Origin of the sequence: Heyndrickxia sp. FSL W8-0496 (assembly GCF_038007825.1) — a bacterium.
Lineage (GTDB): Bacteria > Bacillota > Bacilli > Bacillales > Bacillaceae_C > Heyndrickxia > Heyndrickxia oleronia.
Map to the genome: position 1 here is coordinate 4,093,783 of NZ_JBBOXX010000001.1, position 25,621 is coordinate 4,119,403.

Genomic DNA, 25,621 nt, shown 5'->3' on the forward strand with positions numbered 1-25,621 from the left:
AATCGTTAATTATTTTAATAGGGAATAGGAAGTTAGTTCAGTTACTGGCTTTTGAGAGCCTCTTAAGAAGGCCGTTAAACCAGTGCGAACCATTTCCTTAATTCCATAAGGTCTTAATAGATCAATTAATGCTTCGATTTTTTCTGTATCACCAGTCACCTGGATGGTAATGCTTTCCTTGCTAACATCAATAATCGATGCTCTAAAGGGTTCGACGATACCGCCAATTTCACTTCTTGTTTGAGGGGTGCTTAGTACCTTGATTAACGCAAGTTCTCTAGCGACAATGGCTTGATCAGTAATATCTGCAACCTTCAATACATCGATTAATTTATTTAATTGCTTCGTTAGCTGCTCAACCTGCTTCTCATCTTCTACATTTACAACAATGGTCATTCTTGAAATTCCTTCATTCTCTGTTCGACCAACGGTGATGCTATCAATATTGAATTGCCGTTTTGATAGCACTCCTGTCACACGATTTAGCACACCGCTTTGATTTAACACTGTTGCAGTTACTACCCGTTTCATGGTTTCACCCCGATCATTTCATGTAATCCTTTTCCAGGAGCGATCATTGGATACACATTTTCTTCTTGTTTTACACGGCAGTCAATGACAACCGGTGAATCATCTGTTAAGCATTCAGCGAATACTCTTGCAGCCTCCTCTTCATTCGTTACACGTACTCCTTTAATTCCATAGCTTTCTGCCAGTTTAATAAAATCTGGTTGTACGGGAATCTTTGAATAGGAATAACGCTCTTCATAAAAGGTTTCCTGCCATTGTCGTACCATACCAAGTGAATAATTATTGACAATCACCACTTTTATCGGCAAATGATGTTCCTTCACTACGGCCAATTCCTGGAGAGTCATTTGGAAACCTCCATCACCAACAATTGCGACAACGGTTTGGTCTAGATTTGCTAATTGTGCACCAATGGCTGCCGGAAACCCAAAGCCCATTGTTCCTAGGCCACCCGAAGTAACCCAACGATTTGGCTTAGAAAAATGATAATATTGTGCCGCCCACATTTGATGCTGACCAACATCGGTGGTAATAATTGCATTTCCCTCTGTATATTGATGGACGAGCTCGATTAATCGTTGCGGAGACATTTCCTCTCCACTCTCGCTATACCATAAAGGGAATTGCTCTTTATTTTGGGATAGCTTCTCGTTCCATTGCTCGATTTCTAATTGTGGTATGTCTTCTTCCAATAGCTTTACTAATGCTTCCTTCGCATCTGCAACAATTGGAATATGCGTTTCGACATTTTTACCAATTTCAGCTGCATCAATATCAATGTGGGCAATCATCGAATGTGGTGCGAAGTGCTCTAATTTTCCAGTTAATCGATCATCAAACCGTGCCCCGATATTAATAAGTAAATCCGTTTCATACAGTGCCATATTGGCTGCATATGTTCCATGCATCCCTGCCATTCCTAAAAATAAAGGATGATCAGCAGGAAAACTTCCTAAGCCTAATAAAGTATTAGTGACTGGTATTTGGTTGTTAGTTGCAAATTCGAAAAGTAATTCATTTGCACCAGAATGCAATATACCGGCTCCGGCTAAAATAACCGGTTTTTTCGCCTTAGCCAGTGCCTCTACTAGTTTCTTTATTTGTAAGACGTTGGGACTGTAATTCGGTTGATAACCTGGTAATTGCAGTTCAACCTCGGTTGATAGCTTGATTTTTTGTGAACAAATATCCTTTGGAATATCAATGACTACTGGTCCAGGCCTCCCTGTCGATGCGATATGGAAAGCTTCCTTCACGATTCTTGGAAGATCCTTTATATCACGAACTTGGTAGTTGTGTTTTGTAATCGGTGTTGTTATTCCGATCACATCTGCCTCTTGAAAGGCATCAGAACCAATCACTGTACTTGCCACCTGTCCTGTAAAGATGACCAGAGGCAAAGAATCCATCATGGCGTCAGTAATACCGGTCACTAAATTTGTTGCACCCGGTCCTGAAGTTGCAATGACGACGCCAGGTTTTCCTGTCACACGTGCATATCCTTCCGCTGCATGAATCGATCCTTGCTCATGTCGCGATAGAATATGTTTAATGCTTTTTCCATATAAGGCATCATAGATTGTTAGAACTGCTCCACCTGGGTAACCAAATAACACGTCTACTCCTTCATTGATGATTAATTGAATGAGTAAGTCTGCTCCGTTAATTTCCTCCATCACCAATTGATCATCCGAAAACGCTTTAGCCTGCACCTTTTTCCCTCCTAATTTACATTCATTTGTTTAACAAAATAGCAACCTTGCAAGAAAAGAATCTAACAAAAAAAGCCCATTCATCCTCAAAAATATGGCATCAAAAAATCTACCAATTATGAAGGGATGAAAAGACTTCTTTCCATGGTACCACCCAACTTTATGTTATCCTTACGAATAACACCTTTTACAGCGACTAGTTTTATAAAGTGAAAGGTTAGTAGTTTGACTAAAATCCTTTTCCCCTCTTTACTAGCGTTGCTTTTGATAACGAGTGTTAAAGTAAACACTCGGCTATTCCTACTTGTAACCGTTCAGATTAGCACTTAGAGGTGAGTAATGGTAAGGGATACTATCGGTTTTCAGCGATCCCGACTCTCTGTAAGTATCTGGTCTTAACCATTTGTCCTCGTCAACGTTTTTTGTGGTGATTTTATTTTCAATACTCCTCCAGTGTTTGCAGATGTTACTAATGCTGCATATCTTGCTAAATAACCAGTAGTAATCTTTGGTTCTGGAGGATCCCAATTTAATCTTCTTCGTTCAATCTCTGCATCTGATAACATAACTTCTATCTTTCGATTGATTAAATCGATTAATATTTGATCCCCATTTTTGATGAAAGCAATCGGACCACCTTCAGCCGCCTCTGGTGAAATATGGCCGACTGATATCCCCCGTGTCGCACCAGAAAATCTTCCATCTGTAATTAATGCCACACTGGTCGATAATCCTCTTCCAGCTATCGATGAGGTTGGTGCTAGCATCTCAGGCATCCCTGGACCACCCTTTGGTCCTTCATATCTAATAACCACGACATGCCCTTCACGAACTAATCCATTATCGATTCCTTCCTGTGCTTCCTCCTGTGATTCGAATACAATCGCCTCACCGAGGAATGTTTTTATAGACGGATCGACGGCACCTACCTTGATTACTCCTCCATCTGGAGCGAGATTTCCTTTTAAAATGGAAAGACCTCCAACTGGACTATAAGCATTTTCAATCGGACGAATCACATCTTGATCGTGTATGACTGCATCCTTGACATTTTCGTAGGTACTCTTACCTGTAATGGTTATTCTTGAGCGATGAATGGCTCCATCGATTTTGCAAAGCTCATTGATAATGGCACTAATGCCACCTGCACGATGTACATCTTGCATCGAGTAATCTGAGGCAGGACTGATTTTTGCCAAATAAGGTACACGTTTCGCTACCTCATTAATTTGATCTAAATCGTATTCAATCCCTGCTTCATGGGCAATCGCCAATGTATGTAATACCGTATTGGTTGATCCTCCCATTGCCATATCTAGTGCAAAGGCATCATCAATTGCCTCTTTCGTAATAATGTCACGCGGCTTTATATCCTTTTCAATACAATTCATTAAATGACCGACAGCTTCACGAATGATCCTGTGTCTCTCATCCGAGGTTGCAACAATGGTTGCATTTCCCGGAGGGGTTAGCCCCAGAATTTCCATTAGTGAGTTCATTGAGTTTGCTGTAAACATTCCCGAGCATGAACCACAAGTTGGACAAGCACTCGTTTCAAGCGCAAGTAATTCTTCTTCATCGATTTTTCCTGATTTATATGCTCCTACCCCTTCAAAAACAGAAGTAAGAGAAAGATTTTTTCCATCAGCTGTTCTTCCTGCTTCCATTGGACCTCCGGATACAAATACGGAAGGAATATTCGTTCTCGCAGCAGCCATTAACATTCCTGGTGTTATTTTGTCACAGTTAGGGATGTAGAAAACACCATCGAACCAATGGGCATTGATTACAGTTTCTGCACTATCAGCAATTAGCTCTCGACTTGGAAGTGAATATCTCATTCCGATATGTCCCATCGCAATACCATCATCGACTCCGATGGTATTGAATTCAAAAGGAACACCACCAGCTTCCCAAATCGCTTCCTTTACAACCTCTGCAAACTTATTTAAATGCTTATGTCCAGGAATAATATCTACATAGGAATTACACACACCGATAAATGGCTTATGTAAGTCCTTCGTTTTTACCCCAGCTGCATATAGCAAGCTTCGGTGGGGAGCACGATCTATTCCCTTTTTTATCATGTCACTTCGCATGATGCTTCACCTCAACCCCTTTCCATTAACTAACTTGAATCTGATCCGTTTCATACACCTTGGTTCCATCGACGGTAACTACATTTCTAAAAGCCTCAAGTAATTTTTTCGTTACCGGACCAGGCTGGCCGTCAGCAATGTTTCTGCCATCTACTTTTACGACAGCAATGACTTCAGCAGCTGTTCCCGTTAAAAACACTTCATCAGCTATATAAACATCATGCCTTGTAAATACATCCTCACGAATTTCAAATCCTAGTTGTTTAGCAAGCTCAATGATGACGTTTCTCGTAATCCCTTCGAGAGTCCCAACATATCCTGGCGGTGTTTTAATGACATTGTCTTTTACAATGAAGATATTATCGCCTGAGCCCTCGGCAACATAACCTTGGTCATTCATCATCAATGCTTCACTTGCACCCGCTAAGCTAGCCTCAATTTTCACTAATATATTATTTAAGTAATTCAAAGACTTCACCTTAGGATCTAAAACATCTGAACGGTTTCGTCGACTAGCGACGGAGACAACTTCAATGCCACTTTCATATAACTCTTTTGGAAATAATGCAAGTGGTTCCGCTATAATAATGACTCCTGGATGCTTACAAGTAAAAGGGCTTAAACCTAGGTCACCAACACCCCTTGAAATAACTACACGAATATAAGCATCTTGAAACTCATTTTTTCGCAATGTTTCAATAATCAGTTGTTTTAATTCTTCCTGATCATAAGGAATTTTTAGAGTGATTGAGTGTGCTGATTCGTATAACCGTTTTATATGATCGTCTAAGCGAAAAACATTCCCACTATACATTCGAATCCCTTCGAACACACCATCACCATATAGGAAACCATGATCATAAACAGAGACAACTGCCTCCTCTTTTTTTACAAAACGGTCATTTAAAAAAATCCACTGGTCTGCCAAGCCAACTCAACCCTTTCAATTATGAATCTTTTGAAAAATGATTTAATTGTTGACAATCATACGCCTTTAAAATATACCGGTCAACCCCTTTTCAGAAAGTTTTTTGACTATTTAGATTTAATTGTCAATTAGTAAACGCTTACATACCTATCACTATCACTTTCCTCCTTTTATAAATTTTTTGTGAATATTCTAGAGTTTAAAAAACGAAATGATATTTATAAGAAAAATAGATAAATTTTTAAAATAGTCTTGAGCAAAGACCTGAAAAAGGATTATAATGTCCGTTATACAAATACAAATGTTTTTCTAAAATGGATTAATTGAAATTTCCAAAAGAAAGCTAACAAGAATGGAGTGGAAGATTTGGATAAACTATCAGTTGGATTATTAGGATTTGGAACAGTCGGTACTGGTGTCGTGCACCTACTAACAAATGAGCAAGAAAAATTTAGGCAGCAAACAGGCACACAAATTCTAATAAATAAAATCCTAGTAAAAGATCCAGATAAAATTCGAAAAATAGATCAATATAATCAATTATTAACAACTGAACCGAGTGATATAGTAGATAATCCTGAGATTGATATAGTGATAGAAGTCATGGGTGGAATTGAAGAATCGAGAAAACATATCCATACTGCTTTAAAAAATAAAAAACATGTCATCACCGCTAATAAGGACTTAATGGCCCTACATGGTAGTGAATTACTACAAGCTGCTGCAAATCAGGGCTGTGATCTGTATTATGAAGCAAGTGTTGGTGGTGGTATTCCGATCTTAAGAGGGCTAACAGATGGTCTCGCAGCAGATCGAATAAAAAAATTAATCGGGATTGTAAATGGAACAACTAATTATATTTTAAGTAAAATGAGTCATCAGTCGGTAAGCTATGAAGAAGTCCTGCAGGAGGCACAATCACTTGGTTTTGCCGAAAGTGATCCTTCCTCAGATGTAGAGGGATTGGATGCAGCAAGAAAAATGGTCATTTTAAGTCATTTAGCCTACTCAATCCCTATCACTCTAGATGATGTTGTCGTTGAAGGAATTACCCATGTGGCTGAAGAAGATATTCTTTATAGTAAAAAATTGGGATATACCATTAAATTAGTTGGGATTGCAGAGCTAGACAATGGAGAAATTGATGTCCGCGTCGCTCCGACATTATTACCTACTAATCACCCACTTGCTTCAGTAGATAATGAGTATAATGCGATCTATGTTTATGGTCATTCAGTAGGAGAAACCATGTTTTACGGTCCCGGTGCTGGGGAGCTACCAACGGCTATCGCAGTTGTTTCAGATCTAATCTCTGTCGCCAAAAATATGAAACACGGAATCAATGGTCAGCATATTTTCCTACCTCAAAATGAAAAGAAATTAAAGCCGGCTGACTCTATTGAAAGTCAATATTTCCTTCGTCTTCATGTAAAGGACGAACCAGGGGCATTGTCAAAAATAACAGGTCTATTCAACGAGCAAGAAATGAGCTTGCAGAAGGTTATTCAGGAACCAATTGTATCTAAAAAATTAGCAGAGGTCGTCATTATCACACACACAACCAATCAACAACGATTTGAACAAATCTATCAACTATTAGCAGATTTAGATGTAGTCATCGATGTGAAGAGCAATTATCGTGTAGAGGGGATGAATTAAATGTATTGGCAAGGGCTCATTAATCAATATAAAGACTATTTACCTATCACTGAAAATACCCCAAGCCTAAGTCTCATGGAAGGGAATACACCGTTGATTCCATTAAAAGTATTATCAGAGAAATGGCAGGTAGAAATCTATGTAAAGTATGAAGGCGCGAATCCTACAGGCAGTTTTAAAGATCGGGGAATGGTAGTAGCCGTTGCAAAAGCAAAGGAAAGTGGCAGCCGTGGAGTCATTTGTGCCTCTACAGGAAATACGGCTGCTGCGGCTGCTGCATACAGTACAAGAGCTGGACTTGATTGTTTAATTGTTATTCCAAAAGGAAAAATTGCTCTTGGAAAATTAGCGCAATCCATTATGTATGGCGCAAAAATTTATGAAATTGAGGGAAATTTTGATCATGCACTAGAAATGGTGATACATACTTCCAAGCAATCCGAATATTCATTAGTCAACTCCGTCAATCCGTTTCGCCTTGAAGGTCAAAAGACAGCAGCATTCGAGATTTGCGAACAATTAGGTGAAGCACCAGACATTTTATCCATTCCTGTAGGGAATGCCGGAAACATCTCTGCCTACTGGAAAGGCTTTAAAGAATTTCATCAAAAGAAGGGGTATTCTCTTCCAGAAATGCGCGGATTTGAAGCTGAGGGCTCAGCAGCCATCGTACAAAATAAAGTGATCGAAAATCCAGAAACGATTGCGACTGCGATTCGAATTGGTAATCCGGCAAGCTGGAATCTAGCAGTGGAAGCAGCCAATGAATCCAACGGAAAAATTGATAGTGTTACAGATGAAGAAATACTAGAGAGCTATCGAGAACTAGCAGGATTAGAAGGGATTTTTGCCGAACCGGCATCTTGTGCCTCAATTGCTGGAATAAAAAAACAAATCAAATCAGGGGAAATTAAGAAAGGCAGTAAAATCGTCGCTGTCCTAACAGGAAATGGACTAAAGGATCCGGCTACTGCGATGGACCAGTTAAGAATCCAACCTGAGATACTCAAAGCAAATAAGGATGAATTACTTAACCATCTAAAGCAGGTGGCACGATGAAGAACGAACCATTTTATTTAAAAGTTCCAGGCAGTACCTCTAATCTGGGTCCAGGCTTTGATTCCATCGGGCTAGCGATTAATCGATATTTATATGTGAGTGTCCAACTTTCCGACCAATGGGATATCCATTTTATAAATAATGAGGTTCCATTACCAGACATCGAGGAAAATATTATTTATAATGCAGCGAAATATGTCAGTGATTTTCACCAAAAAGAACTTCCACCACTAACCATCTCTATGCAAAGTGAAATCCCACTTGCAAGAGGACTTGGAAGCAGCGCAGCTGCAATTGTTGCTGGGATAGAAATAGCTGACATTATTCTTGAGCTTGAATTAAGTAGAACAGAGAAAGGTCATTTTGCAAGTAGTTTCGAAGGTCATCCGGATAATGCTACAGCCTCTTTATGGGGTGGATTGACTGTATCGACTCACTCGAATGAATCAACTGAAACGATCATTGGTCCTACTCCAGAAATAGATATCATCGCAATGATTCCTTCATTTGAATTAAAAACAAAAGAGGCAAGATCAGTTCTCCCTGAAACTCTTGCCTTCAGCAAAGCAATCGAAGGTAGTAGCATTAGTAATGTTCTAATCGCTGCTATTTTTCAAAACAACTGGGAATTGGCCGGACGAATGATGGAAAGAGATATTTTCCATCAACCTTACCGGGCCGCACTCGTTCCGGATCTAGCAAAAATTACTGCATTAGGTCATGAACTCGGAGTTTACGGAACAATCCTAAGTGGAGCAGGTCCTACAATCATCTCCTTCGTTCCAAAAAATAAAGGAGAAACCATTGCAAAGGTCATTTCGCAAACATTTAATGATTATCAATATGAAATACTACGGCCAGACTCCAGTGGTGTAACTAAGGTTCCATCTTTTCCTGGAAACAGGAAATTAATATAAGTGGAGTTAGGAACACATTTTGGTGATTCGCACCAATTAGGCTGACATTCGCACGATATGTTGGTGATTTGCACGAAACGGACTACGTTTGGCGCGAATCACTTTTTTCTTTGCTCGATTCGCACGAATTCCGATATGATTCGCACGAACTTATGCCGAATTCGCACAGAACGGACTTTGTTTGGCGCGAATCCCAATTTCTCCCCTCGATTCGCACGATTCCGGAATATTCGCTCGAACTTATGCTAGATTCGCACAAAAAAAGGTTGTCTTATTACACGAATAAGACAACCTACAAGTATGTAGTGATTCTTAGGAAATAGATTTATCTATGGCACTATCCCAATCTGGAAAATAATATAGTGCACTTCGCATTAATTGCGGGTGGGACTTTTTAATACTTTTCTTACTTAATGGATTCCCGTTCATATGCAATTGCTGAATTTCGCGTAATACTTCTTCTACACTCATATCAACTTCCATCTTGCCAGTTCCCTCCTTTCCTTTCGAATCATCTACATACTTGCCATAAATAGATTATCTATACATGAGACTACTTCGTTTTAAAGCTAATAAACTTTTCCTCCATCATTTCTTTCATCGCATACTTTATCCCTTCGCGCCCAACTCCACTATCTTTCCAACCACCATATGGCATATTATCAATACGGAAAGTAGGAATATCATTGATGATGACTCCACCTGTTTCAAGATGTTCAGCCGCATAAAAAGCATGCTCCATATTATTAGTCATAATCCCAGAATTGAGCCCATATATCGAATCATTTGCATCATTAATCGCTTCCTCTAAGGTGTCAAATGGAAAAATACAAACGACTGGACCGAAAATTTCATTTCGGAATACTTTCGAATCACGTGAGACATTCGTTAAAACGGTAGGAGTTAGTACATTCCCCTCTACTGTTCCACCACATTCTACCTTTGCGCCAGACTGCACAGCTTCATTAATCCAGGTTTGTAACCGGTTCAAGGATTTCTTAGAGATTACGGCTGTGATATTTACATTCTCATCGAGTGGTGATCCAATCACAAGCTGTTTTGTCCGTGCGATAAATTTCTCCAAGAAAGGCTTATATAATGTTCGATGAACATAGATTCGTTGTATCGATATGCAAACTTGACCATTATAAGAAAATGAACCCAACACACTGCGATCGATAATTTTATCAATATCTACCCCTTCATCAATAATAAAAGGAGAATTTGACCCGAGTTCCAATGTCAATTTTCTAAAGCCCGCCTGTCGGTGAATAATATGTCCTACTTCAACACTACCTGTGAATGTCACATTTTTAACATATGGATGTGTGGTCAATGCTTCACTTAATACTTCGCCTTTTCCGGGAATAATATTTAATACGCCATCTGGCAGCCCTGCTTCTTTAAAAATTTCAGCAAGTAATAAAGAGCTTAATGGCGTTTGTTCCGCGGGTTTAAGAACTATCGCATTTCCAGCTGCAATGGCAGGACCTACTTTATGGGCAACAAGATTAAACGGAAAATTAAATGGAGTGATTGCCGTTACTACACCCATGGGAGTATGAATCGTAAAGCCAAAGCGATTTTCCCCACCCTCAGCAGCATCCATGGGGATTTGCTCTCCATAATTACTTTTGGCTGCTTCCGCGGCAAAACGATAGGTTTGAACTGTTCGATTCATTTCCTCACGCGCATTTCTTATTGATTTGGCTGCTTCTAAAGCAATGATTTTCGCACATTCCGCGCTGCGTGCTTCCATTATTTCTGCCGCTTTATATAAAATTTTTGCTCTTGCATGTGCCGGGACTGTTCGAAACTTTTGAAAAGCTGCATGTGCCTCTACAATTGCTTCTACCGCATCTGCTGGTTCAGCCTGCCCAATCTCTGCAAGCTCCTCATCTGTATGAGGATTATATAATGGTTCATACGCTTTCGCATCCCTCCAATGACCACCTATCCACAAGGACCATTTTTTCTTCATATTCTCTACCTCCTCGATTTACGATGAACGAATTTATAATTTACAAATATAATTTCCAAGTGTTTTTGATAGCTCCACATTTTCTGAGTAGTCCACATCCACATCAATGATGACAATTTCTTCACTAGCAATCGCTTTTTCTAAAGAAGGTAACAATTCATCAGAATGCTTTACCTTTATACCTTGCACATCAAAGCTCTTTGCGAATTCTAAAAAGTCTGGATCAGTAAATTCAATCTCATTGGATCGATTAAATTTATTCAGTTGCTTCCATTCAATCAAGCCAAATTTTGAATCGTGAAAAATAATAATCACAATGGCAAGACCAAGTCGTTTGGCTGTTGCTATTTCCACACCATTCATAAGAAACCCTCCATCGCCTGTTACAGCTATTACAGGCTTGTCTGGATTGGCTAGTTTTGCTGCAATGGCACCAGGAACAGCAATCCCCATAGACGCCCAACCATTGGAGATAATTGTGTGATTTGGTTTTTCAGGTTGAAACATTCGAGCAATCCACAGTTTATGTGCACCAACATCTGAAATTACGATCGCTTCTCCTTTTTCCGCTTTTTTTAAGTCTGCCAGTATTCTTTGCGGTTTAACCGGGCTTCCGGAAATCGTGTCTTTCGCATGCAGTTTTACATCTAATTGAGATTTTAATTGTTTTACCTTTTCCCATAATTCCTTTTTTTCCACATAAGTACTTAATTCATCTAATCCTTCCTTCACATTTCCAACGAGCTCCACTTGTACTGGATAAAACGCATCGACTTCAGCAGGTAAACTATCCAAATGAATGATTGGATTCATTGCTTCATCATTCCAATATTTAGGTAAATATTCAACAAAATCATAGCCAACCGTAATAATCAGATCGGCTAAATCAAAGCCACATAAAACATAGTCCTTTGCCTGCATTCCAACTGTATACAAGGTAAGCGGGTGATCAGATGGCAAGACCCCCTTAGCCATAAACGTATTCACTACAGGAATATTTTTTGCTTCAGCAAATGCGCGAAGGCTCTCTACTGCACCATCACGAATAACCCCATTTCCAGCTAGAATAATTGGACGTTTTGATCGATTAATTGCTTCTGCGGCCTGTTTAATCGCACTTTCTGCTGGTCGAGATATCGGAAGAGGTGTAACTGGTAATGGCTCACCTTCCGTGTCCATCATGGCAATATCCTCAGGTAATTCAATATGAACAGCACCCGGCTTTTCAAGAACTGCTGTTTTAAAGGCCTTTCGGATAATTTCAGGAATGGTATGTGGTACTCTTATTTGTTGATTCCATTTTGTTACTTCTTTGAAAACCCCGATAATATCAACGTATTGATGTGATTCCTTATGGATACGCTCAAGACCAGCCTGTCCTGTAATTGCCACAACTGGAGCGTGATCGAGATAAGCATCCCCAATTCCAGTTAATAAATTGGTCGCACCAGGTCCTAATGTTGCTAAACAAACGCCCACTTTTCCTGTTAAACGACCATATATATCAGCCATAAATGCAGCTGCCTGTTCATGATGCACAACGATAAACTCAATATTCGAACCTATAAGAGAATCAATTAAATCCGTATTTTCCTCTCCAGGTATTCCAAAAATATATTCCACTCCCTCATTTTCTAAGCATTGAACAAATAGATCGGAAGCCTTCAAGAATATGTACCTCCTTGATTGTTTTTTAGTAGCTTTCCAATCCCATTTAAATTTATGTGACGTTCAGCCAATGCATATATTTTTCATTTCGTGTAATGAATATTGTTAGAGGAGGCGGACGTAATGAAACTTGCAGATATTTTAATCATCATTGGTTTTATTGTTATTGCATTGCTACTCATTGGTTTAATCATTTTTCTTATCTATCTCTTATTGTTTGACCGTAACCAAAAAAGTCATTCCATCTTAAGAAACTATCCAGCACTCGGAAGAATTCGTTATTTCTTTGAAAAAATTGGTCCAGAAATGCGTCAGTATTGGTTCAATAGTGATACTGAAGGAAAACCATTTTCGAGAGATGACTATGAACATATCGTAAAAAGCGCAAAATATAAACGGGATGTCGTTGGCTTCGGTTCAAAGCGTGACTTCGACGAAGAAGGCTTCTATGTAAAAAATGACATGTTTCCTAAATTGACAGAAGAGATCAAAATGGATGAAAACACAAAGGTTCTCACTAAAAGATACATATTAATGAAGGACCCCCTTTTTTCACAACGGGAGGAAAAATGGGAGGATGAAGAAACATCTGCTTATTTATTGCATGATGATGATGCGGTGGTCATTGGACCAAATACGAAATACCCTTTTGTATTAAAAGGACTAATTGGCATGTCCGCAATGAGCTATGGTGCACTCGGAAAGCATGCCATCACTGCATTATCCAAAGGACTTGGATTAGCAAAAGGGACGTGGATGAACACAGGTGAAGGCGGCTTATCTCCTTATCATCTTGAAGGTGGAGTGGATATTATCATGCAGATTGGTCCTGGCTTATTCGGGATCCGCGATAAAAATGGGGAAGTCGATTGGGACGAATTAAAACGCAAAAGTGAAATCCCTGAAATTAAAGCATTTGAGCTAAAACTCGCTCAAGGAGCAAAAACACGTGGCGGCCATATCGATGCAGAAAAAGTGAATCCAGAAATCGCGGAAATTCGAAAGGTAGAGCCTTATAAATCTGTCGATAGCCCTAATCGTTTTCATCAGTTTAGTGATGTACCAACTATGTGTGAGTTCATCGAAAAAATTCGCGAGGTAACAGGAATGCCTGTCGGTATGAAAATTGTTATTGGTGGAAATGACAGTGTCGAGGAATTAGCTAAATATATGAAAGAAACGGGTAAAGGTCCTGATTTCATTACAGTCGATGGTGGAGAAGGTGGGACTGGGGCTTCCTATCAAGAGCTAATTGATAGTGTTGGTTTGCCGATTAAATCAGCATTGCCCATCCTCGTTTCTACATTGCAAAAATATGGGGTACGTGATCGTGTGAAGATTATCGCCTCAGGAAAATTATTTACACCTGACCGAATTGCCATCGCATTAGCAATGGGTGCTGATCTTGTTAATATTGCACGTGGCTTTATGATTACCGTTGGATGCATCCAAACATTGAAATGCCAATCAAATGCCTGCCCGGTAGGCGTTGCAACAACCGATCCTGACCTACAAAAAGCACTTGTGATCGATGAAAAGAAATTCCGTGTCGTGAATTTTCTGGTCACACTAAGAAAAGGGCTATTTCGCATCTCTGCGGCAGCCGGTTTAGATTCACCTGTCCATTTTAAACCAAAGCATATTATGTATAAGGATGATAAAGGAATTGTCACATCACTTGAAAGTATTCTTAAGGATGTTCAGGATAGAATTGATGTAGGTTAATGATGCTTACCTTTTTGAAATTGTGTATTCTTAATAAAATTTTGCGTGAAAAACCTCCATTTTGATAAGCGGAGGTTTTCATTTTTACAAAATCCTCACTGTAACCTAGCTCAATAAACTGTCCGGAATGATAAATCCTGCTTTATGTAGAATGTATTTCCACAACTTTATCCCTCTCTTTAAACAGTTACAGAATTACCAAAATTCGGTTTTAGTAATTCTGTAAAAACAATCATTTTTTTATGCTGGCTAATAAAACATAACCAAAGACAATTCCTCCTGTCATTGTTAATACATAATTATCGATAATGATAAAATTTCTTGCAAATGGTATATACATTCCTAAAGAGCTATATGGAAAGTATTGTAACAATGCTATATACAGAGCTGGTATTCCAATCGAAATAACTGTAACCCAATCAAACGTCCAACACTTTCTTTCTATCATCTGGATAATCAATTTAGGTAATCGTAACAACATACCAATAATAATTGGAAATATTGTTGCAAACCATATGACTGGCGTTAAATTAAAAGTAACCATTGCCTCTTTCTTTAAATAAGCTTGATAGTTCATGCCTGAATAAATAATAATTCCAACAACAATGGTACAAACAAAATTATATAAAAACCTTTTTACTTTAATCCCCCCTTAAAAGATTTACTTATTCATATATACGACAATAACCTAAAATAGTTTCTGATAATTCCGTATTCTTGACGATAAATTCGACATACTTACAAGCGAGCAAAGATCCTTTATTGCCACACTAAAAAAGCGATTCTTCCATAGGAAGAATCGCCTATCTAAGTATGAAACCATTTCTGTTTGATCTATTCTGGAAAATAATTATCTCTCACCATTAATTCAATTAAACGATCAATAAATTCATTTCTAGTATTTGTTCCAGATAGATATTGAATATTATACGGCTCTGCAGCCAATTCAATGATTCGCGGAAATATTTTATTAAACATATGTGAATCATCCTTGTTAACAGCAAGCCCAATAATTAGTTTAACCTTAATACGATCCCACTCTACTTGATTGACAGGTTTTAATATCATTAAGCCTGTCCTTTTTGCTTCAAACTTCATTGTATGAGGAATGGCTACACCACTTGGATAGGCAGTAGAAGAAACTTTTTCCCGCTCATTTAATTTCTTCAAGTAATCCGCCCCTACATAATCTTCCTCTTGAAAGCTCTCTGCAATAGTCTCCATGATTTGTTCTCTAGAAAAATCATCACTTATCGTAATAAAAAACTTCTCACTAATTAATTCGGGAATCTTGTCTTTGAGAAAGTTCGTATAATTATTATGTTTAATTTTTTCAATCGCACGGCTGATCAAGGCAATATCGTGTTTTGTTATAAATTCATGAATATTTACGAATTCCGTGTTAACCATTGCCATTCGATTTCTTATATGTTCAGTGCTTTGAGTGGTTATGACTAAATCATTGGACATTAGCGAATTCAACTCACTAACATCTTCATAAATCCCACTAATAAATAATTCATCTTCAAAATGCTTTTCAATACACTTTTCAATTTCTGCTTGTTGGCCCAGATAGGCTGGTGTAATAATAACCGTATTGATTTTGTTATTTCCATCATTTTGACTATTTAAGAAGGTCCCAATGTGTAGGGCAATAAAAGCAATTTCATCATCATTAATTTCAACGTTCAAATCATTCGCTAATACTGAAGCTAGATATACGGCTATATCAAATATTATTGGATATTTGATCCGAATGTTCAATACACTCATGTTTCTTGTGTATTTATTTTGACTTAGACGATTATACAAGTTTTGCACATGCACTAATAAGCGAGTTTTAAAATGATTATCAGTAAAATCAAGCATATAAACTTCACTTATTTCCTGAATAGCATGGTTTAATGCTTTCGACACTTTCATGCTTGCATAGTTATCCATTGAAAGCTCATCATCTTTTATATGACCAATAAACAGGATGGCCAACTCATCCTTATCGGCCTGCGAAAACTGGATAGCATATTTTTTATTAAGATTTTCTGCAATTTCATTAATGATTTTATAACTCGTTGCATTTCGATTTTGAATGGGAAATGAACTTTGTTCTAATTGTTCATTATCCGTTGCACGCTCAATAGCAATGGCTAAATGGATAATGAAATTCTTAAAGAAGTAGGTGTTTGGATGAATACTATGCTCATCAAAGCTGTTCTTACTTAACTCCATTAACTCTTGTAGTGATATAGGTCCAAGGAATCGTTGAACCTCTTCTTCAATTGATGTTTTAGTTGGTTTAGAAAAATCAATTAAATCGATCATCAATTTTCTGCGACTCTTTTCTTCACCAGTAAGAACATAACGATTATTTTGTTGGATGATCTGTAAATTATGTGTCGTTACTAAACGATTGAGATTCATTATATCAGAACGTATGGTAGCATCTGAAACGTACAAAGTATCCGCTAAATCAAATAAGTCTAAGCCACGGTCAGAACTCTTAATCAGTCGTCTTAAAATATAAAAACGGCGATTGTCCATATGATCATTTGTCTCTGGATATTGAATAGTAGCCATATTACTTAATCTATATCCGACTCTGCTTGATTCAATCAGATTAGGCTGTTTTTCATTAATCGACTTAACATAGTGGCGAATGGTTCTGTCGGTTACCCCTAATGATTCAGCTAATGTTTTAGCAGATATAAATTCATTTCCAGAATGTCTTTTAAGATAATCGAGTAACATATCAGTTTTGTTCATCAAATCATTCCTTGTATAGTAAAAAGAGGAAGAACTCCCGCTTCCTCTTTATGTTTATTAAAAGCTCTTTTCTCAAACATTGTTGCTATTTAAGTAAAGCTATAACTATTAAATATCGAATGAAGATGGCTACACGTTTCATTTTACTAAGAAAAGAGCTGCAATCCAGAATCCTTTACTGGTAGTAAAAGCCGGTAGTTGGGCTTTTACAAAAGCAACAAACTATACGAAAACAGCCTTATTAAATTTCTGATCCATTCGTTGATATCACTTGTTTGTACCAGTAAAAACTATCTTTCTTCATTCTCTTAGCTGATCCTTTACCTTCATCATCTAGATCAACATAGATAAAACCATAACGCTTTGACATTTGTTGTGAAGAACAACTCACTATATCAATTGGACCCCATGCACAATAGGCAATGACATTCGCACCATCATGAATGGCACGACCAACTTGTTCAATATGATCACTTAAATAGGATATACGATAATCATCATGAATCTTTCCGTCTTCTACCGTATCATACATACCAAATCCGTTTTCAGCAATAATGATAGGTTTTTGATAACGATCCCAATATTGAGATAGTGTATTATATAGTCCTTGTGGATCTACATTCCATCCCCATGGATTAGCATCTAAATTTGGGTTCACTGAAGTTGAATCAGCTTTATTCACATTCTTTGTTGAATCAACCATTTGTGAGAAATAATAAGAAATGGCAAGATAATCCATCGGATGATCCCTTAACAGTTTCGTCTCTTCTTCGGTAATATCAAGATGAATATTATTTTCATTGAAATAGTTTAAGGCATATTTCGGATATTCGCCTCGAAATTGTACATCAGTGAAAAAGTATTGCATACGATTATGCTGCATCGCCAACACAATGTCATCTGGCTTACATGAATATGGATATACTGTCATATCAGCAACCATAGTCCCGATTTCTAAATCATAATGTAATGTTTTGGCATACTTTTGAATTTTAGCTGAAGCTACCATTTGATTGTGAACAGCCTGATATTCTGCCTCTTCAATATGATCATATTGATCTCTGCATATACCTAAAGACAAAAATGGTTCAATCTGAATCATGTTTATTTGATTCACAACAATCCAATACTTTACTCTATCGCCAAATCGATCTAATAATACCTTACCGTAACGTTCAAACATATCAATGACTGCTTTGTTCTTCCAACCACCATACTGTAAAGTAATATTAATCGGTGTTTCATAATGTAACATGGTGATGATTGGTTCAATTCCAAGAGACTTCATCTTATCGATCATTTTTCCGTAGTGCTGTAAAGCAGCTTCATTCGGTTCGGTTTCATCTCCGTTAGGGAATACTCTTGACCAATCAATCGACGTTCTAAACGTTTTAAAGCCCATCTCTGCTAGTAATTCCAAATCATTTTCATAGGTATGATAGAAATTAATTCCATGGCGTTTAGGAAAGTAATGCGTTGTATCAGTCAAATTCTTTTTTACTTCATCCAATGTCATTCCTTGCTTTTCCAGCTCTTGAATTTCTTCATTTGACAATCCTTTGAGATATGGTTGAACATCTGATGAATTGGGCTTTTTACCGTCTTCGTTATATGCACCATCAGCTTGACTGGCAGCAATTGCACCGCCCCATAAGAAGTCCTTTGGAAAACTTGCATATTTATTTTGTCTCATAATTATTATTCTCCTTCCTCTGCTAATTCTGCATCTTGCTTAACCGCTTGTTTGTCATAAATTTTGAAAAATGGATAATAGACGATCCATGAAAGGACAAATAATACAATAAAGTAAATCAGCCCAATGAATGATGCCGTAATAATCCAGTTTTGAATTGGACCTGGTAAATACCAAAGTTGAAATGGCTCATGTGGAATAGGTACTAAACCAACTTTCATCACAAACCAAGTTAGAATCGGTCCTAGCAGTCCATTAATCCACATTGGAATCATCAAAATCGGGTTGAAGGCGATTGGCGCCCCGAATACAATTGGCTCATTAATATTGAAAATGGAAGGAACAAGTGATGCTTTTCCTATCATTCTTAAACGTTGCGATTTAGCCATAAATGCTAACATGATACAGAGAGCTAATGTGGCTCCCCCACCACCGATAAGAAATAAGGAACCTGTCTCAACCGTGAAAATATTTGTGACAGCCTTTCCAGCTGCAAAGTTTGCTTGGTTTTCCGCAATAGCTGGTAATGCGATAGCGGTTTGAACTGGATATAAAACCCAGCTTGAAATTCCAAACGTGTATAAGAATGAAAACCCAAGGAAGAAAATCAATACAAATCCCCAGAAACTTTGACCTAGATGAATTAATGGCGAAAAGATTGAATTTACGACATCATATACGTTGATATTCATTTCAAATGTAAAAATCCAACCAATTAATAAAATGACGATGATTGGAATTAATGTGTTAAACCACACCGCAACAAAGTCTGGAATCGGTGAATCTTCACCAATAAATTTCCATTTTGAGAAGAGGTTCATCACAAAACCTACAAACAATCCAGCAATTAAAGCAGCAATCATCCCACCGGTACCAAATGTATTTAAATCAAACTTAATATGACCGTCTGCCGTAATTTTGGGATATACCAACATTAAGAAAAATGCCAAACCAGCAAGACCAGCTTGTTTTGAAACACCCTTATGGCCTTTATGGTTCATTATGGATTCTGGTATTAAATAAGCTAAAAATATTGAGAATAAACCGAATGAAAAAGTGCTAATCATCGAAAAGTCAGGAAAGCCCTTCCAAAAATCCTTAACGATTGACAAAATAGTTGCAAATGAACCGATAAAAATCATTGGCATGGCTGTCAAGATAGCGTCTTGAATCGATGCAACCCAAGCGTTTTTTGCTATCTTATTAACCTTCGGAGCAAAACTATCCGTCATCCAGGACATAAATTTATCCATCTTTCTCACCCCCTAGATTTTTTTGTAAAGCTTTATAATTTCCCTCATGATGTTCATTTCTGATTTAACAGTCATTAATGTATCTTGAGCATGTCCAAATAATGGCGAAAACGGAATCTCAATACCTTCTGCTTCTTTTTGCAGAGTATTGGTTTGAGCTTTATGGGCGATAACGATCTCCTCATCTGCTTTTTTCATAAGTTCATCCGCTTGATTGAAATCTCCATTAGAAGCTTTATCTACGGCTTGAAAAACATAATCACGAGCATTACCCGCATGTAAGATTACGTTCATTGAAATTAATGCTAATTCTTCTTTATTTACTTGTTGTTCCATTATTCATTACCACCTTGTAAAATTTCTTCTGCAACCTTAACTAACCCTTGACCATCCAAAGATCCATATACTTTTTGGGGAATAATACCGTATTTAACACCTGCTTTTTCACATGCGCTTTTTACATCATCAATCATGTATTTCAAATGCGGTGCAACTAATAGTAAATCGGTATCATTTAAATGTTCACCAATTTCAGATTCACTTTTTGCTTTAAATTCAATATCTAAACCTAATTTCTTAGTAGCCTTTCTAGCAGCTGCCGCCATAAAACCAGAAGATGCTCCTGCTCCACATACTAAAAGAACTTTTTTTGTCATAATGTTTCCCTCCTCTTATTTGTTTTAAATGTTATCAACTTATTAAAGCCCTTACATTTATTTTTCTTTCCTACTAATAGGAAAGTACAATAAACAGTATTAGTGAAATGAAAGATTATTTGTTAAAACTCTACTTAAATAGCAGACTTTTTAAAAAAGAGCCATAAAAAAGACTCCACTCCATATTGAAGTAAAGTCTTCCAAAGTGAACACCTATTTAATTGATAAACTCTTCTTTTAAGATCCCCATATGTAAAATATCATGCCATTGTCCATTTCTATATAAGGACTGACGACTATTCCCTTCCTCTTTAAATCCTAAGTTTTTGTATAATTTAATCGCCTTTTCATTAAAGGAAAAAACTCTTAATGATACTCGATGTAAATTAAGTTCCTGGAATGCATAATTTAATAGGATACTTAATGCCTCCGTACCGTATCCTTGCCCCCAGTACTCCTTTTCACCAATATCAATAATACATTCAGCATTTCTATTTTTATAATCTATATTTATTAATGATGTAATCCCGATGGATACCTCATTTTCTTTTTCAATAATCATATAGCTTTTCGATGAAACAGAATGAATAAGAACATTTTCCACAAACTCTCTAGTATTATCAAGTGAATATACGTCTAATGAAGGGTTTGTAGAAAACATGACATCCGTATCATTTCTCCAAGAGTGATATTTTTCAATATCCCCTTTTTCCACTTTCCGTAATTTGATTCTTTTAGATGAGAACATCCTTATAACCTCCCATGTTTATGTACCTCTATTAAAAACTAATTTTTAGGACTTTAACTAAAAAAGAAATTATCACCAAAGTTTATTAATTATATACGGTAATCAATGACGCTTTTCCTCCTTAAAAAAGGTGCATTTCTTTAAAGAAACGCACCCTTTTGCTCAAAATTGTATTCTTCATCTGTTAATTTTTTTCCATTTAGAACCCTTTTTATGAAATCCTATGCCCAAAATGAACAGTATATCTATTCCGCTAAAGACTAAAGAATTGCATTACTCATTCAATGCTTTTACATTCGCTATTTTCTGTTTAGCATTTGATTTGAAAGCTATCAAAGAAACAATAATCGCGAACGCAACACCTAATGCCCCAATCCAGGTTATGGAAGCTAGTGAGACCTTTTCAACAAAGATTCCACCTACTCCTGCACCTACAGCCATAGCTAATTGCATCATTGACTGATTAATACCAAGCAATACACCCGATAACTCTGGTTCGATTGTGGCTAAGTGATATTGTTGTGTCGGACCTGTAGACCATGCGGCAAAAGACCAGAATATTAGAATGACTAGTACTCCGACATAAGAGTGGGTTACGATTGATAGTAGAAGTAGCATGATAATATGTAATCCCATGCCACCAACGAGAGTAAAGGCTACTCCCCATCGATCCGTGCTATAGCCTCCGAACTTTGATCCTACCAAACTAGCGATTCCAAATATAAGCAAAACGCCACTTAACAACTTGTCGCTTATCCCCGAAATGGTCAGAAGATAGGGTGATATATAAGTATACGCAATAGAGTATCCCCCGAGCCAGAAGAACGTGATGGCTAATCCAAGCAGAACTTTTCGTTTTCGCAATAAAGAGAGCTGTTGAGCTAAAGGTACAGGCTTATCTCCTTCAGTATGTGGAAGGGTAAAGAACATCACCACCATTGCTATTAACCCCAAAAGAGCGATTCCACCAAATACAGATTTCCAACCAAATGCTTCGGCGGTCATTCTTCCTAGCGGAACACCAATAATTAGTGATGCGGTAAATCCCATGACTACTGTAGCAATTGCACTCGCTTGCTTCCCTTCTGATGCGATTTTGGCTGCAATATTTAATGCCGTTACAACAACCATTCCTGCTCCCAATGCCATAATGATTCTCGCAACAATAAACCATCCATATCCAGGCAAGACAAAAGCAAGAATATTTCCTAAAACAAATAGACCTAAAGAATAAATCATTAATTTACGTCTGTCTATGCTTGCTGTTAATGCCATGAGAATCGGTGTAAAAATAGCATAAACAAGTGAAAAAATCGTAATTAACTGGCCAGCAGCAGATAAGGTGATCCCAAGTGTATGAGCAATATTATCCAATATCCCGGAAATTATATACTCTGACGTTCCTACCAAAAAACTAATAATGGCTAAAATATAAATTTTCCACGTGTTAGACATCATCTATCACTCCCTAATCATTTATCATATCAACATATCGCAAAATAACGATATGTTATTTTAAAAAAATACACATCGCGATATATCGATATGTTTTCTGTAAAAATAAACATCCTCAGATGTTTATTTTTGCTTCTAAAGCATTCCGTGTACTTTTAAATTTCCTTTTTTAATAAGTCAGCAATTTTGCTAATCGCGTCTTCATCTCTTTTGTAATAAGTAAACTTGCCTATTCGTTCTGCCTTAATCAGACCAACTCTTAAAAGTATAGAGAGATATTGGGAGGCAGTTGATTGCGTCATTTTTAATTTATCTGTTATTTGGCTAACACATACCCCTATTGTGTTCATATCAATCCCTTCATGGGGTATAAAATGACGATCAGGCTCCTTTAGCCATTGCAAAATTTGCAACCTTGATTCATTTGATAAGGCTTTAAAGATTTCAATTGGTTCCATACAACTCATTATATCGCGATATTTCGATATGTCAATGTATTTTGTTTTATAAAATGTCCTTATTATTAGCCTGTTATTATGATGAACCTAAATGGACATAGTCGATTCTTTTTGCATCCTACTAATACCCAATCGTCAATCGGATATTAAATGTTCAAAATCGAGCTATGTTAAAAAATAGTTGGTACCATACCACCATCCATACGGATTGGGGAACCTTTAAATGCCGATGCATAAGGACTACATACAAATGTAGCTAGTCTCCCTATTTCAATGGGTCTAATAAATCGCTGTATTTCTGATTGAGGTAGGTTTGTTGTCATAAAAGCTTTCTCTTTCTCGGAAAAAGTCATATCTTCATTAGCGTATATTCCCTCAATAATTTGCTGCACGTTTTCCGAGAGGGTTGGTCCTGGCATGATTGTATTAACTGTCACTTCTGTTCCAACCGTTAATTTAGATAAGCTTTTTGATAATGATAAAAGCATTGATTTTGTCATACAATACTGGGGCATTTGACCTGAAGGCATAATGGCTTCTTCACTCGCAATAAAGATAATCCGGCCATCATTATTTTCCAACATTTTCGGTAAATAAAATTTAGATAATCCATTCGCTGCAAGTACATTTGTCCGAAAGTACTTTTCCCATACTTCATCATCTATGTCGTCATATTGCATGATTTCATAAATCCCCATATTGTTCACTAAAATATCAATTTGCGGATATTTATCAAATAAAGCTTCTCTTTGTTTTTTATCAACGATATCAGCAGCTGCATTTTGAGGAAAAGTATCAGGAAACTCTGCCTTCATCTCATTTACTGTTCGTTCTACCTCATCAAAATTTCGTCCATTAATTAGTACATTCACCCCTTCTTTGGCAAGTTCAATGGCAATTGCCTTCCCTATGCCCTTCGTTGATCCTGTCACTAAGGCTGTTTTACCTTTTAGCTGCATATCCATATAATATTCTCCTTTACTTTACTTATTTAGATTTCCCTTTTTATGAAAGGGGATAATTTTGTCAAAGTTTAATTTATTCGATTTGTCCCTAAGTGCTCTGCACGCCAATGTAAAGGGGTATCCCCTTCCCAATGGCGGAAGGCACGGTAAAATGAGTTTTGGTCTTCATATCCAACCAGGAATGCGACTTCTTTAATATCAAGCAATGGGTCTGCCAAATACTCCCGTGCCAGCTCATGTCGAGCTTGTGTCAACAATTGCTTAAAGTTCGTGCCTTCATCAGCAAGTCGGCGCTGCAAAGTACGATTGCTCATCCCCAGCTCGCTCGCGATCGTCTGAATGTCGGTGTGCCCTCCTGTTAAACTACGTTTAATCATCCACTTTGCCTTCTCAGCGGTTGAGTATTTGTTTTTCTGCTCATCTAATGATTGATCCAGTACGGGAGTCAGAATCTCCAACAGCTCCGCATTGTACGAGACAAAGGGGCGATCTAGATCTTTTCGATGCAGCGTCAATCGATTACAATTTGCACCGACCCGGATCCGGCAGCCAAAGTATTCCTCAAGTATTTGTACGTTACCCATTTCGTGTGAAAATTCAACATGCTTTGCTACTATAGGCTGACCTGTACCCCGGCGTCCTAGCTCTAGTAGAAATGCTAGCGTGACACCAACAAGTATTGGTGGTCCAGCTTCCTCCGTAGATAACCATTTCAGTTCGATCGTGCAATTCTCACCTTCCTCTTTCATACATAAGCTTTCAGGAGGGCACATTTGTTTATACCGAACCATTCGGTTTAAAGCGTCACGGTAGTCACGAGCATGATAAGTTGCTAAGACAGCCGGTGGATATTGAGCCGTTTCAAAGACGGTTGGAAGCATAATGATTCCTTTGGCAGTGTCGCCAATAAGGTCAGAATATGCCCGCCAGATGGCGAAATATTGAGTAGTAGAGACAACTGGTTTATTAATAATCGTAAGCGGCAGACTCGCTTTGCGAACCACATCGTGTGGATTCATCCCTAATTGACGTAACCCAGTCCAAAATCCAGCTGGAATTTTAATGCGTGTTTGTGAAGTCATACATATCGCCCTCCTTTAGCTATCTAGATTCACTTGTTTATACTTTATCATTAAGTCTTGTCTTTATCCGAAGGGACAATGATTATCATACCAATCCGATATCGCTCTGTAACTAGCATAGAGCGACAATCCACTTGCTAATTACGCCAATTCATTCGGATGGGTACCAGTTAGCGGAACAAAGCTGCCGTTTGTATAGGCAGCTTCATTAAATAAAAATGGCAAATAATCATTGTCCATCCATTGGACTAAAAAATTTCCCATTTTCCTAT

General features: G+C 37.6%; 23 protein-coding genes. 4 read left to right on the plus strand and 19 right to left on the minus strand.

Annotation, left to right across the window (positions count from 1 at the left end):
• Nucleotides 1–9: 9 nt before the first annotated feature.
• From ilvN to ilvE, 4 genes are all read right to left on the minus strand, one after another.
• Nucleotides 10–531, minus strand: a complete 522-nt coding sequence (ilvN, locus tag NST63_RS20700; protein ID WP_058005701.1) for an acetolactate synthase small subunit — start codon at nucleotides 529–531, stop codon at nucleotides 10–12.
• Entirely contained in the window at nucleotides 528–2,207 is a 1,680-nt protein-coding gene (gene ilvB / locus NST63_RS20705) for an acetolactate synthase large subunit (RefSeq protein WP_212944480.1), read from the minus strand. The genes ilvN and ilvB overlap by 4 nt, the downstream gene beginning before the upstream one ends.
• 431 nt (nucleotides 2,208–2,638) lie before the next feature.
• Nucleotides 2,639–4,342 carry a dihydroxy-acid dehydratase gene (gene ilvD / locus NST63_RS20710; protein ID WP_212944351.1) on the minus strand — a complete coding sequence of 568 codons (1,704 nt, stop codon included), beginning with the start codon at nucleotides 4,340–4,342 and terminating at the stop codon, nucleotides 2,639–2,641.
• A gap of 25 nt (nucleotides 4,343–4,367) precedes the next feature.
• Complete coding sequence (gene ilvE, locus NST63_RS20715; RefSeq protein WP_058005703.1) at nucleotides 4,368–5,270, minus strand: branched-chain-amino-acid transaminase; 903 nt, start codon at nucleotides 5,268–5,270, stop codon at nucleotides 4,368–4,370.
• 366 nt (nucleotides 5,271–5,636) lie between these two features.
• Between ilvE and NST63_RS20720 the strand changes: the two genes are divergently transcribed.
• From NST63_RS20720 to thrB, 3 genes are read left to right on the plus strand one after another with little or no spacing between them, the layout of a single operon-like run.
• A complete protein-coding gene (locus tag NST63_RS20720) occupies nucleotides 5,637–6,929 on the plus strand; it encodes a homoserine dehydrogenase (protein WP_212944349.1) in 1,293 nt (430 codons plus the stop codon).
• The gene (gene thrC / locus NST63_RS20725; protein WP_341043608.1) at nucleotides 6,930–7,988 is read left to right on the plus strand and encodes a threonine synthase; all 1,059 of its coding nucleotides are present in this window, start codon (nucleotides 6,930–6,932) and stop codon (nucleotides 7,986–7,988) included.
• The gene (gene thrB, locus NST63_RS20730) at nucleotides 7,985–8,905 is read left to right on the plus strand and encodes a homoserine kinase (protein WP_341043609.1); all 921 of its coding nucleotides are present in this window, start codon (nucleotides 7,985–7,987) and stop codon (nucleotides 8,903–8,905) included. Before thrC ends, thrB begins: the two co-directional genes overlap by 4 nt.
• Nucleotides 8,906–9,217: 312 nt before the next feature.
• On the opposite strand, the gene NST63_RS20735 is transcribed toward thrB, so the two are convergent.
• The 3 genes from NST63_RS20735 to NST63_RS20745 form a co-directional block, all read right to left on the minus strand.
• Nucleotides 9,218–9,388, minus strand: a complete 171-nt coding sequence (locus tag NST63_RS20735; RefSeq protein WP_341043610.1) for a hypothetical protein — start codon at nucleotides 9,386–9,388, stop codon at nucleotides 9,218–9,220.
• A gap of 70 nt (nucleotides 9,389–9,458) precedes the next feature.
• Nucleotides 9,459–10,886: an aldehyde dehydrogenase family protein gene (locus NST63_RS20740; protein ID WP_212944345.1), complete on the minus strand. Its 1,428-nt coding sequence runs from the start codon at nucleotides 10,884–10,886 to the stop codon at nucleotides 9,459–9,461.
• Nucleotides 10,887–10,919: 33 nt separating this feature from the next.
• Complete coding sequence (locus NST63_RS20745) at nucleotides 10,920–12,554, minus strand: acetolactate synthase large subunit (RefSeq protein ID WP_212944343.1); 1,635 nt, start codon at nucleotides 12,552–12,554, stop codon at nucleotides 10,920–10,922.
• 123 nt (nucleotides 12,555–12,677) lie between these two features.
• Between NST63_RS20745 and NST63_RS20750 the strand changes: the two genes are divergently transcribed.
• Complete coding sequence (locus NST63_RS20750; RefSeq protein WP_212944340.1) at nucleotides 12,678–14,279, plus strand: FMN-binding glutamate synthase family protein; 1,602 nt, start codon at nucleotides 12,678–12,680, stop codon at nucleotides 14,277–14,279.
• A gap of 232 nt (nucleotides 14,280–14,511) precedes the next feature.
• Here the strand turns inward: NST63_RS20750 and NST63_RS20755 are convergent, their stop codons facing one another.
• From NST63_RS20755 to NST63_RS20810, 12 genes are all read right to left on the minus strand, one after another.
• Nucleotides 14,512–14,856 (minus strand): hypothetical protein, encoded by a 345-nt coding sequence (locus NST63_RS20755; protein WP_212944338.1) that lies wholly within the window; start codon nucleotides 14,854–14,856, stop codon nucleotides 14,512–14,514.
• A gap of 257 nt (nucleotides 14,857–15,113) precedes the next feature.
• Nucleotides 15,114–17,039: a BglG family transcription antiterminator gene (locus NST63_RS20760; RefSeq protein ID WP_341043611.1), complete on the minus strand. Its 1,926-nt coding sequence runs from the start codon at nucleotides 17,037–17,039 to the stop codon at nucleotides 15,114–15,116.
• 241 nt (nucleotides 17,040–17,280) lie between these two features.
• Entirely contained in the window at nucleotides 17,281–18,732 is a 1,452-nt protein-coding gene (locus NST63_RS20765) for a glycoside hydrolase family 1 protein (protein WP_212944333.1), read from the minus strand.
• Between the two features lie 5 nt (nucleotides 18,733–18,737).
• Nucleotides 18,738–19,985, minus strand: a complete 1,248-nt coding sequence (locus tag NST63_RS20770) for a PTS sugar transporter subunit IIC (RefSeq protein ID WP_341043612.1) — start codon at nucleotides 19,983–19,985, stop codon at nucleotides 18,738–18,740.
• A 12-nt stretch (nucleotides 19,986–19,997) separates the two neighbouring features.
• On the minus strand, nucleotides 19,998–20,321 hold the full coding sequence (locus NST63_RS20775) for a PTS lactose/cellobiose transporter subunit IIA (protein ID WP_341043613.1): 324 nt from the start codon (nucleotides 20,319–20,321) through the stop codon (nucleotides 19,998–20,000).
• Nucleotides 20,321–20,641, minus strand: a complete 321-nt coding sequence (locus tag NST63_RS20780; RefSeq protein WP_058005716.1) for a PTS sugar transporter subunit IIB — start codon at nucleotides 20,639–20,641, stop codon at nucleotides 20,321–20,323. Before NST63_RS20780 ends, NST63_RS20775 begins: the two co-directional genes overlap by 1 nt.
• A 217-nt stretch (nucleotides 20,642–20,858) precedes the next feature.
• Nucleotides 20,859–21,389 carry a GNAT family N-acetyltransferase gene (locus NST63_RS20785; protein WP_341043614.1) on the minus strand — a complete coding sequence of 177 codons (531 nt, stop codon included), beginning with the start codon at nucleotides 21,387–21,389 and terminating at the stop codon, nucleotides 20,859–20,861.
• A gap of 273 nt (nucleotides 21,390–21,662) precedes the next feature.
• Nucleotides 21,663–22,844, minus strand: coding sequence for an MFS transporter (locus NST63_RS20790; protein WP_212944323.1), 1,182 nt, complete (start codon nucleotides 22,842–22,844; stop codon nucleotides 21,663–21,665).
• Nucleotides 22,845–22,999: 155 nt separating this feature from the next.
• A complete protein-coding gene (locus tag NST63_RS20795) occupies nucleotides 23,000–23,302 on the minus strand; it encodes an ArsR/SmtB family transcription factor (protein ID WP_341043615.1) in 303 nt (100 codons plus the stop codon).
• A gap of 170 nt (nucleotides 23,303–23,472) precedes the next feature.
• Complete coding sequence (locus NST63_RS20800) at nucleotides 23,473–24,267, minus strand: SDR family NAD(P)-dependent oxidoreductase (RefSeq protein ID WP_251346031.1); 795 nt, start codon at nucleotides 24,265–24,267, stop codon at nucleotides 23,473–23,475.
• A gap of 68 nt (nucleotides 24,268–24,335) precedes the next feature.
• Nucleotides 24,336–25,349, minus strand: a complete 1,014-nt coding sequence (locus NST63_RS20805; protein WP_078109433.1) for an AraC family transcriptional regulator — start codon at nucleotides 25,347–25,349, stop codon at nucleotides 24,336–24,338.
• Nucleotides 25,350–25,490: 141 nt separating this feature from the next.
• Nucleotides 25,491–25,613 (minus strand): hypothetical protein, encoded by a 123-nt coding sequence (locus NST63_RS20810; RefSeq protein WP_257233915.1) that lies wholly within the window; start codon nucleotides 25,611–25,613, stop codon nucleotides 25,491–25,493.
• Between the last annotated feature and the right edge of the window lie 8 nt (nucleotides 25,614–25,621).

Excerpts from the sequence above, each read along its gene's own strand:
- ilvN (WP_058005701.1), bottom strand. The coding sequence starts at position 531 with ATGAAACGGGTAGTAACTGCAACAGTGTTAAATCAAAGCGGTGTGCTA.
- ilvB (WP_212944480.1), bottom strand. The coding sequence starts at position 2,207 with ATGGAGGAAATTAACGGAGCAGACTTACTCATTCAATTAATCATCAAT.
- ilvD (WP_212944351.1), bottom strand. The coding sequence starts at position 4,342 with ATGCGAAGTGACATGATAAAAAAGGGAATAGATCGTGCTCCCCACCGA.
- thrC (WP_341043608.1), top strand. The coding sequence starts at position 6,930 with ATGTATTGGCAAGGGCTCATTAATCAATATAAAGACTATTTACCTATC.
- thrB (WP_341043609.1), top strand. The coding sequence starts at position 7,985 with ATGAAGAACGAACCATTTTATTTAAAAGTTCCAGGCAGTACCTCTAAT.
- NST63_RS20735 (WP_341043610.1), bottom strand. The coding sequence starts at position 9,388 with ATGGAAGTTGATATGAGTGTAGAAGAAGTATTACGCGAAATTCAGCAA.
- NST63_RS20740 (WP_212944345.1), bottom strand. The coding sequence starts at position 10,886 with ATGAAGAAAAAATGGTCCTTGTGGATAGGTGGTCATTGGAGGGATGCG.
- NST63_RS20750 (WP_212944340.1), top strand. The coding sequence starts at position 12,678 with ATGAAACTTGCAGATATTTTAATCATCATTGGTTTTATTGTTATTGCA.
- NST63_RS20755 (WP_212944338.1), bottom strand. The coding sequence starts at position 14,856 with ATGAACTATCAAGCTTATTTAAAGAAAGAGGCAATGGTTACTTTTAAT.
- NST63_RS20760 (WP_341043611.1), bottom strand. The coding sequence starts at position 17,039 with ATGAACAAAACTGATATGTTACTCGATTATCTTAAAAGACATTCTGGA.
- NST63_RS20765 (WP_212944333.1), bottom strand. The coding sequence starts at position 18,732 with ATGAGACAAAATAAATATGCAAGTTTTCCAAAGGACTTCTTATGGGGC.
- NST63_RS20770 (WP_341043612.1), bottom strand. The coding sequence starts at position 19,985 with ATGGATAAATTTATGTCCTGGATGACGGATAGTTTTGCTCCGAAGGTT.
- NST63_RS20775 (WP_341043613.1), bottom strand. The coding sequence starts at position 20,321 with ATGGAACAACAAGTAAATAAAGAAGAATTAGCATTAATTTCAATGAAC.
- NST63_RS20780 (WP_058005716.1), bottom strand. The coding sequence starts at position 20,641 with ATGACAAAAAAAGTTCTTTTAGTATGTGGAGCAGGAGCATCTTCTGGT.
- NST63_RS20785 (WP_341043614.1), bottom strand. The coding sequence starts at position 21,389 with ATGTTCTCATCTAAAAGAATCAAATTACGGAAAGTGGAAAAAGGGGAT.
- NST63_RS20790 (WP_212944323.1), bottom strand. The coding sequence starts at position 22,844 with ATGTCTAACACGTGGAAAATTTATATTTTAGCCATTATTAGTTTTTTG.
- NST63_RS20795 (WP_341043615.1), bottom strand. The coding sequence starts at position 23,302 with ATGGAACCAATTGAAATCTTTAAAGCCTTATCAAATGAATCAAGGTTG.
- NST63_RS20800 (WP_251346031.1), bottom strand. The coding sequence starts at position 24,267 with ATGGATATGCAGCTAAAAGGTAAAACAGCCTTAGTGACAGGATCAACG.
- NST63_RS20805 (WP_078109433.1), bottom strand. The coding sequence starts at position 25,349 with ATGACTTCACAAACACGCATTAAAATTCCAGCTGGATTTTGGACTGGG.
- NST63_RS20810 (WP_257233915.1), bottom strand. The coding sequence starts at position 25,613 with ATGGGAAATTTTTTAGTCCAATGGATGGACAATGATTATTTGCCATTT.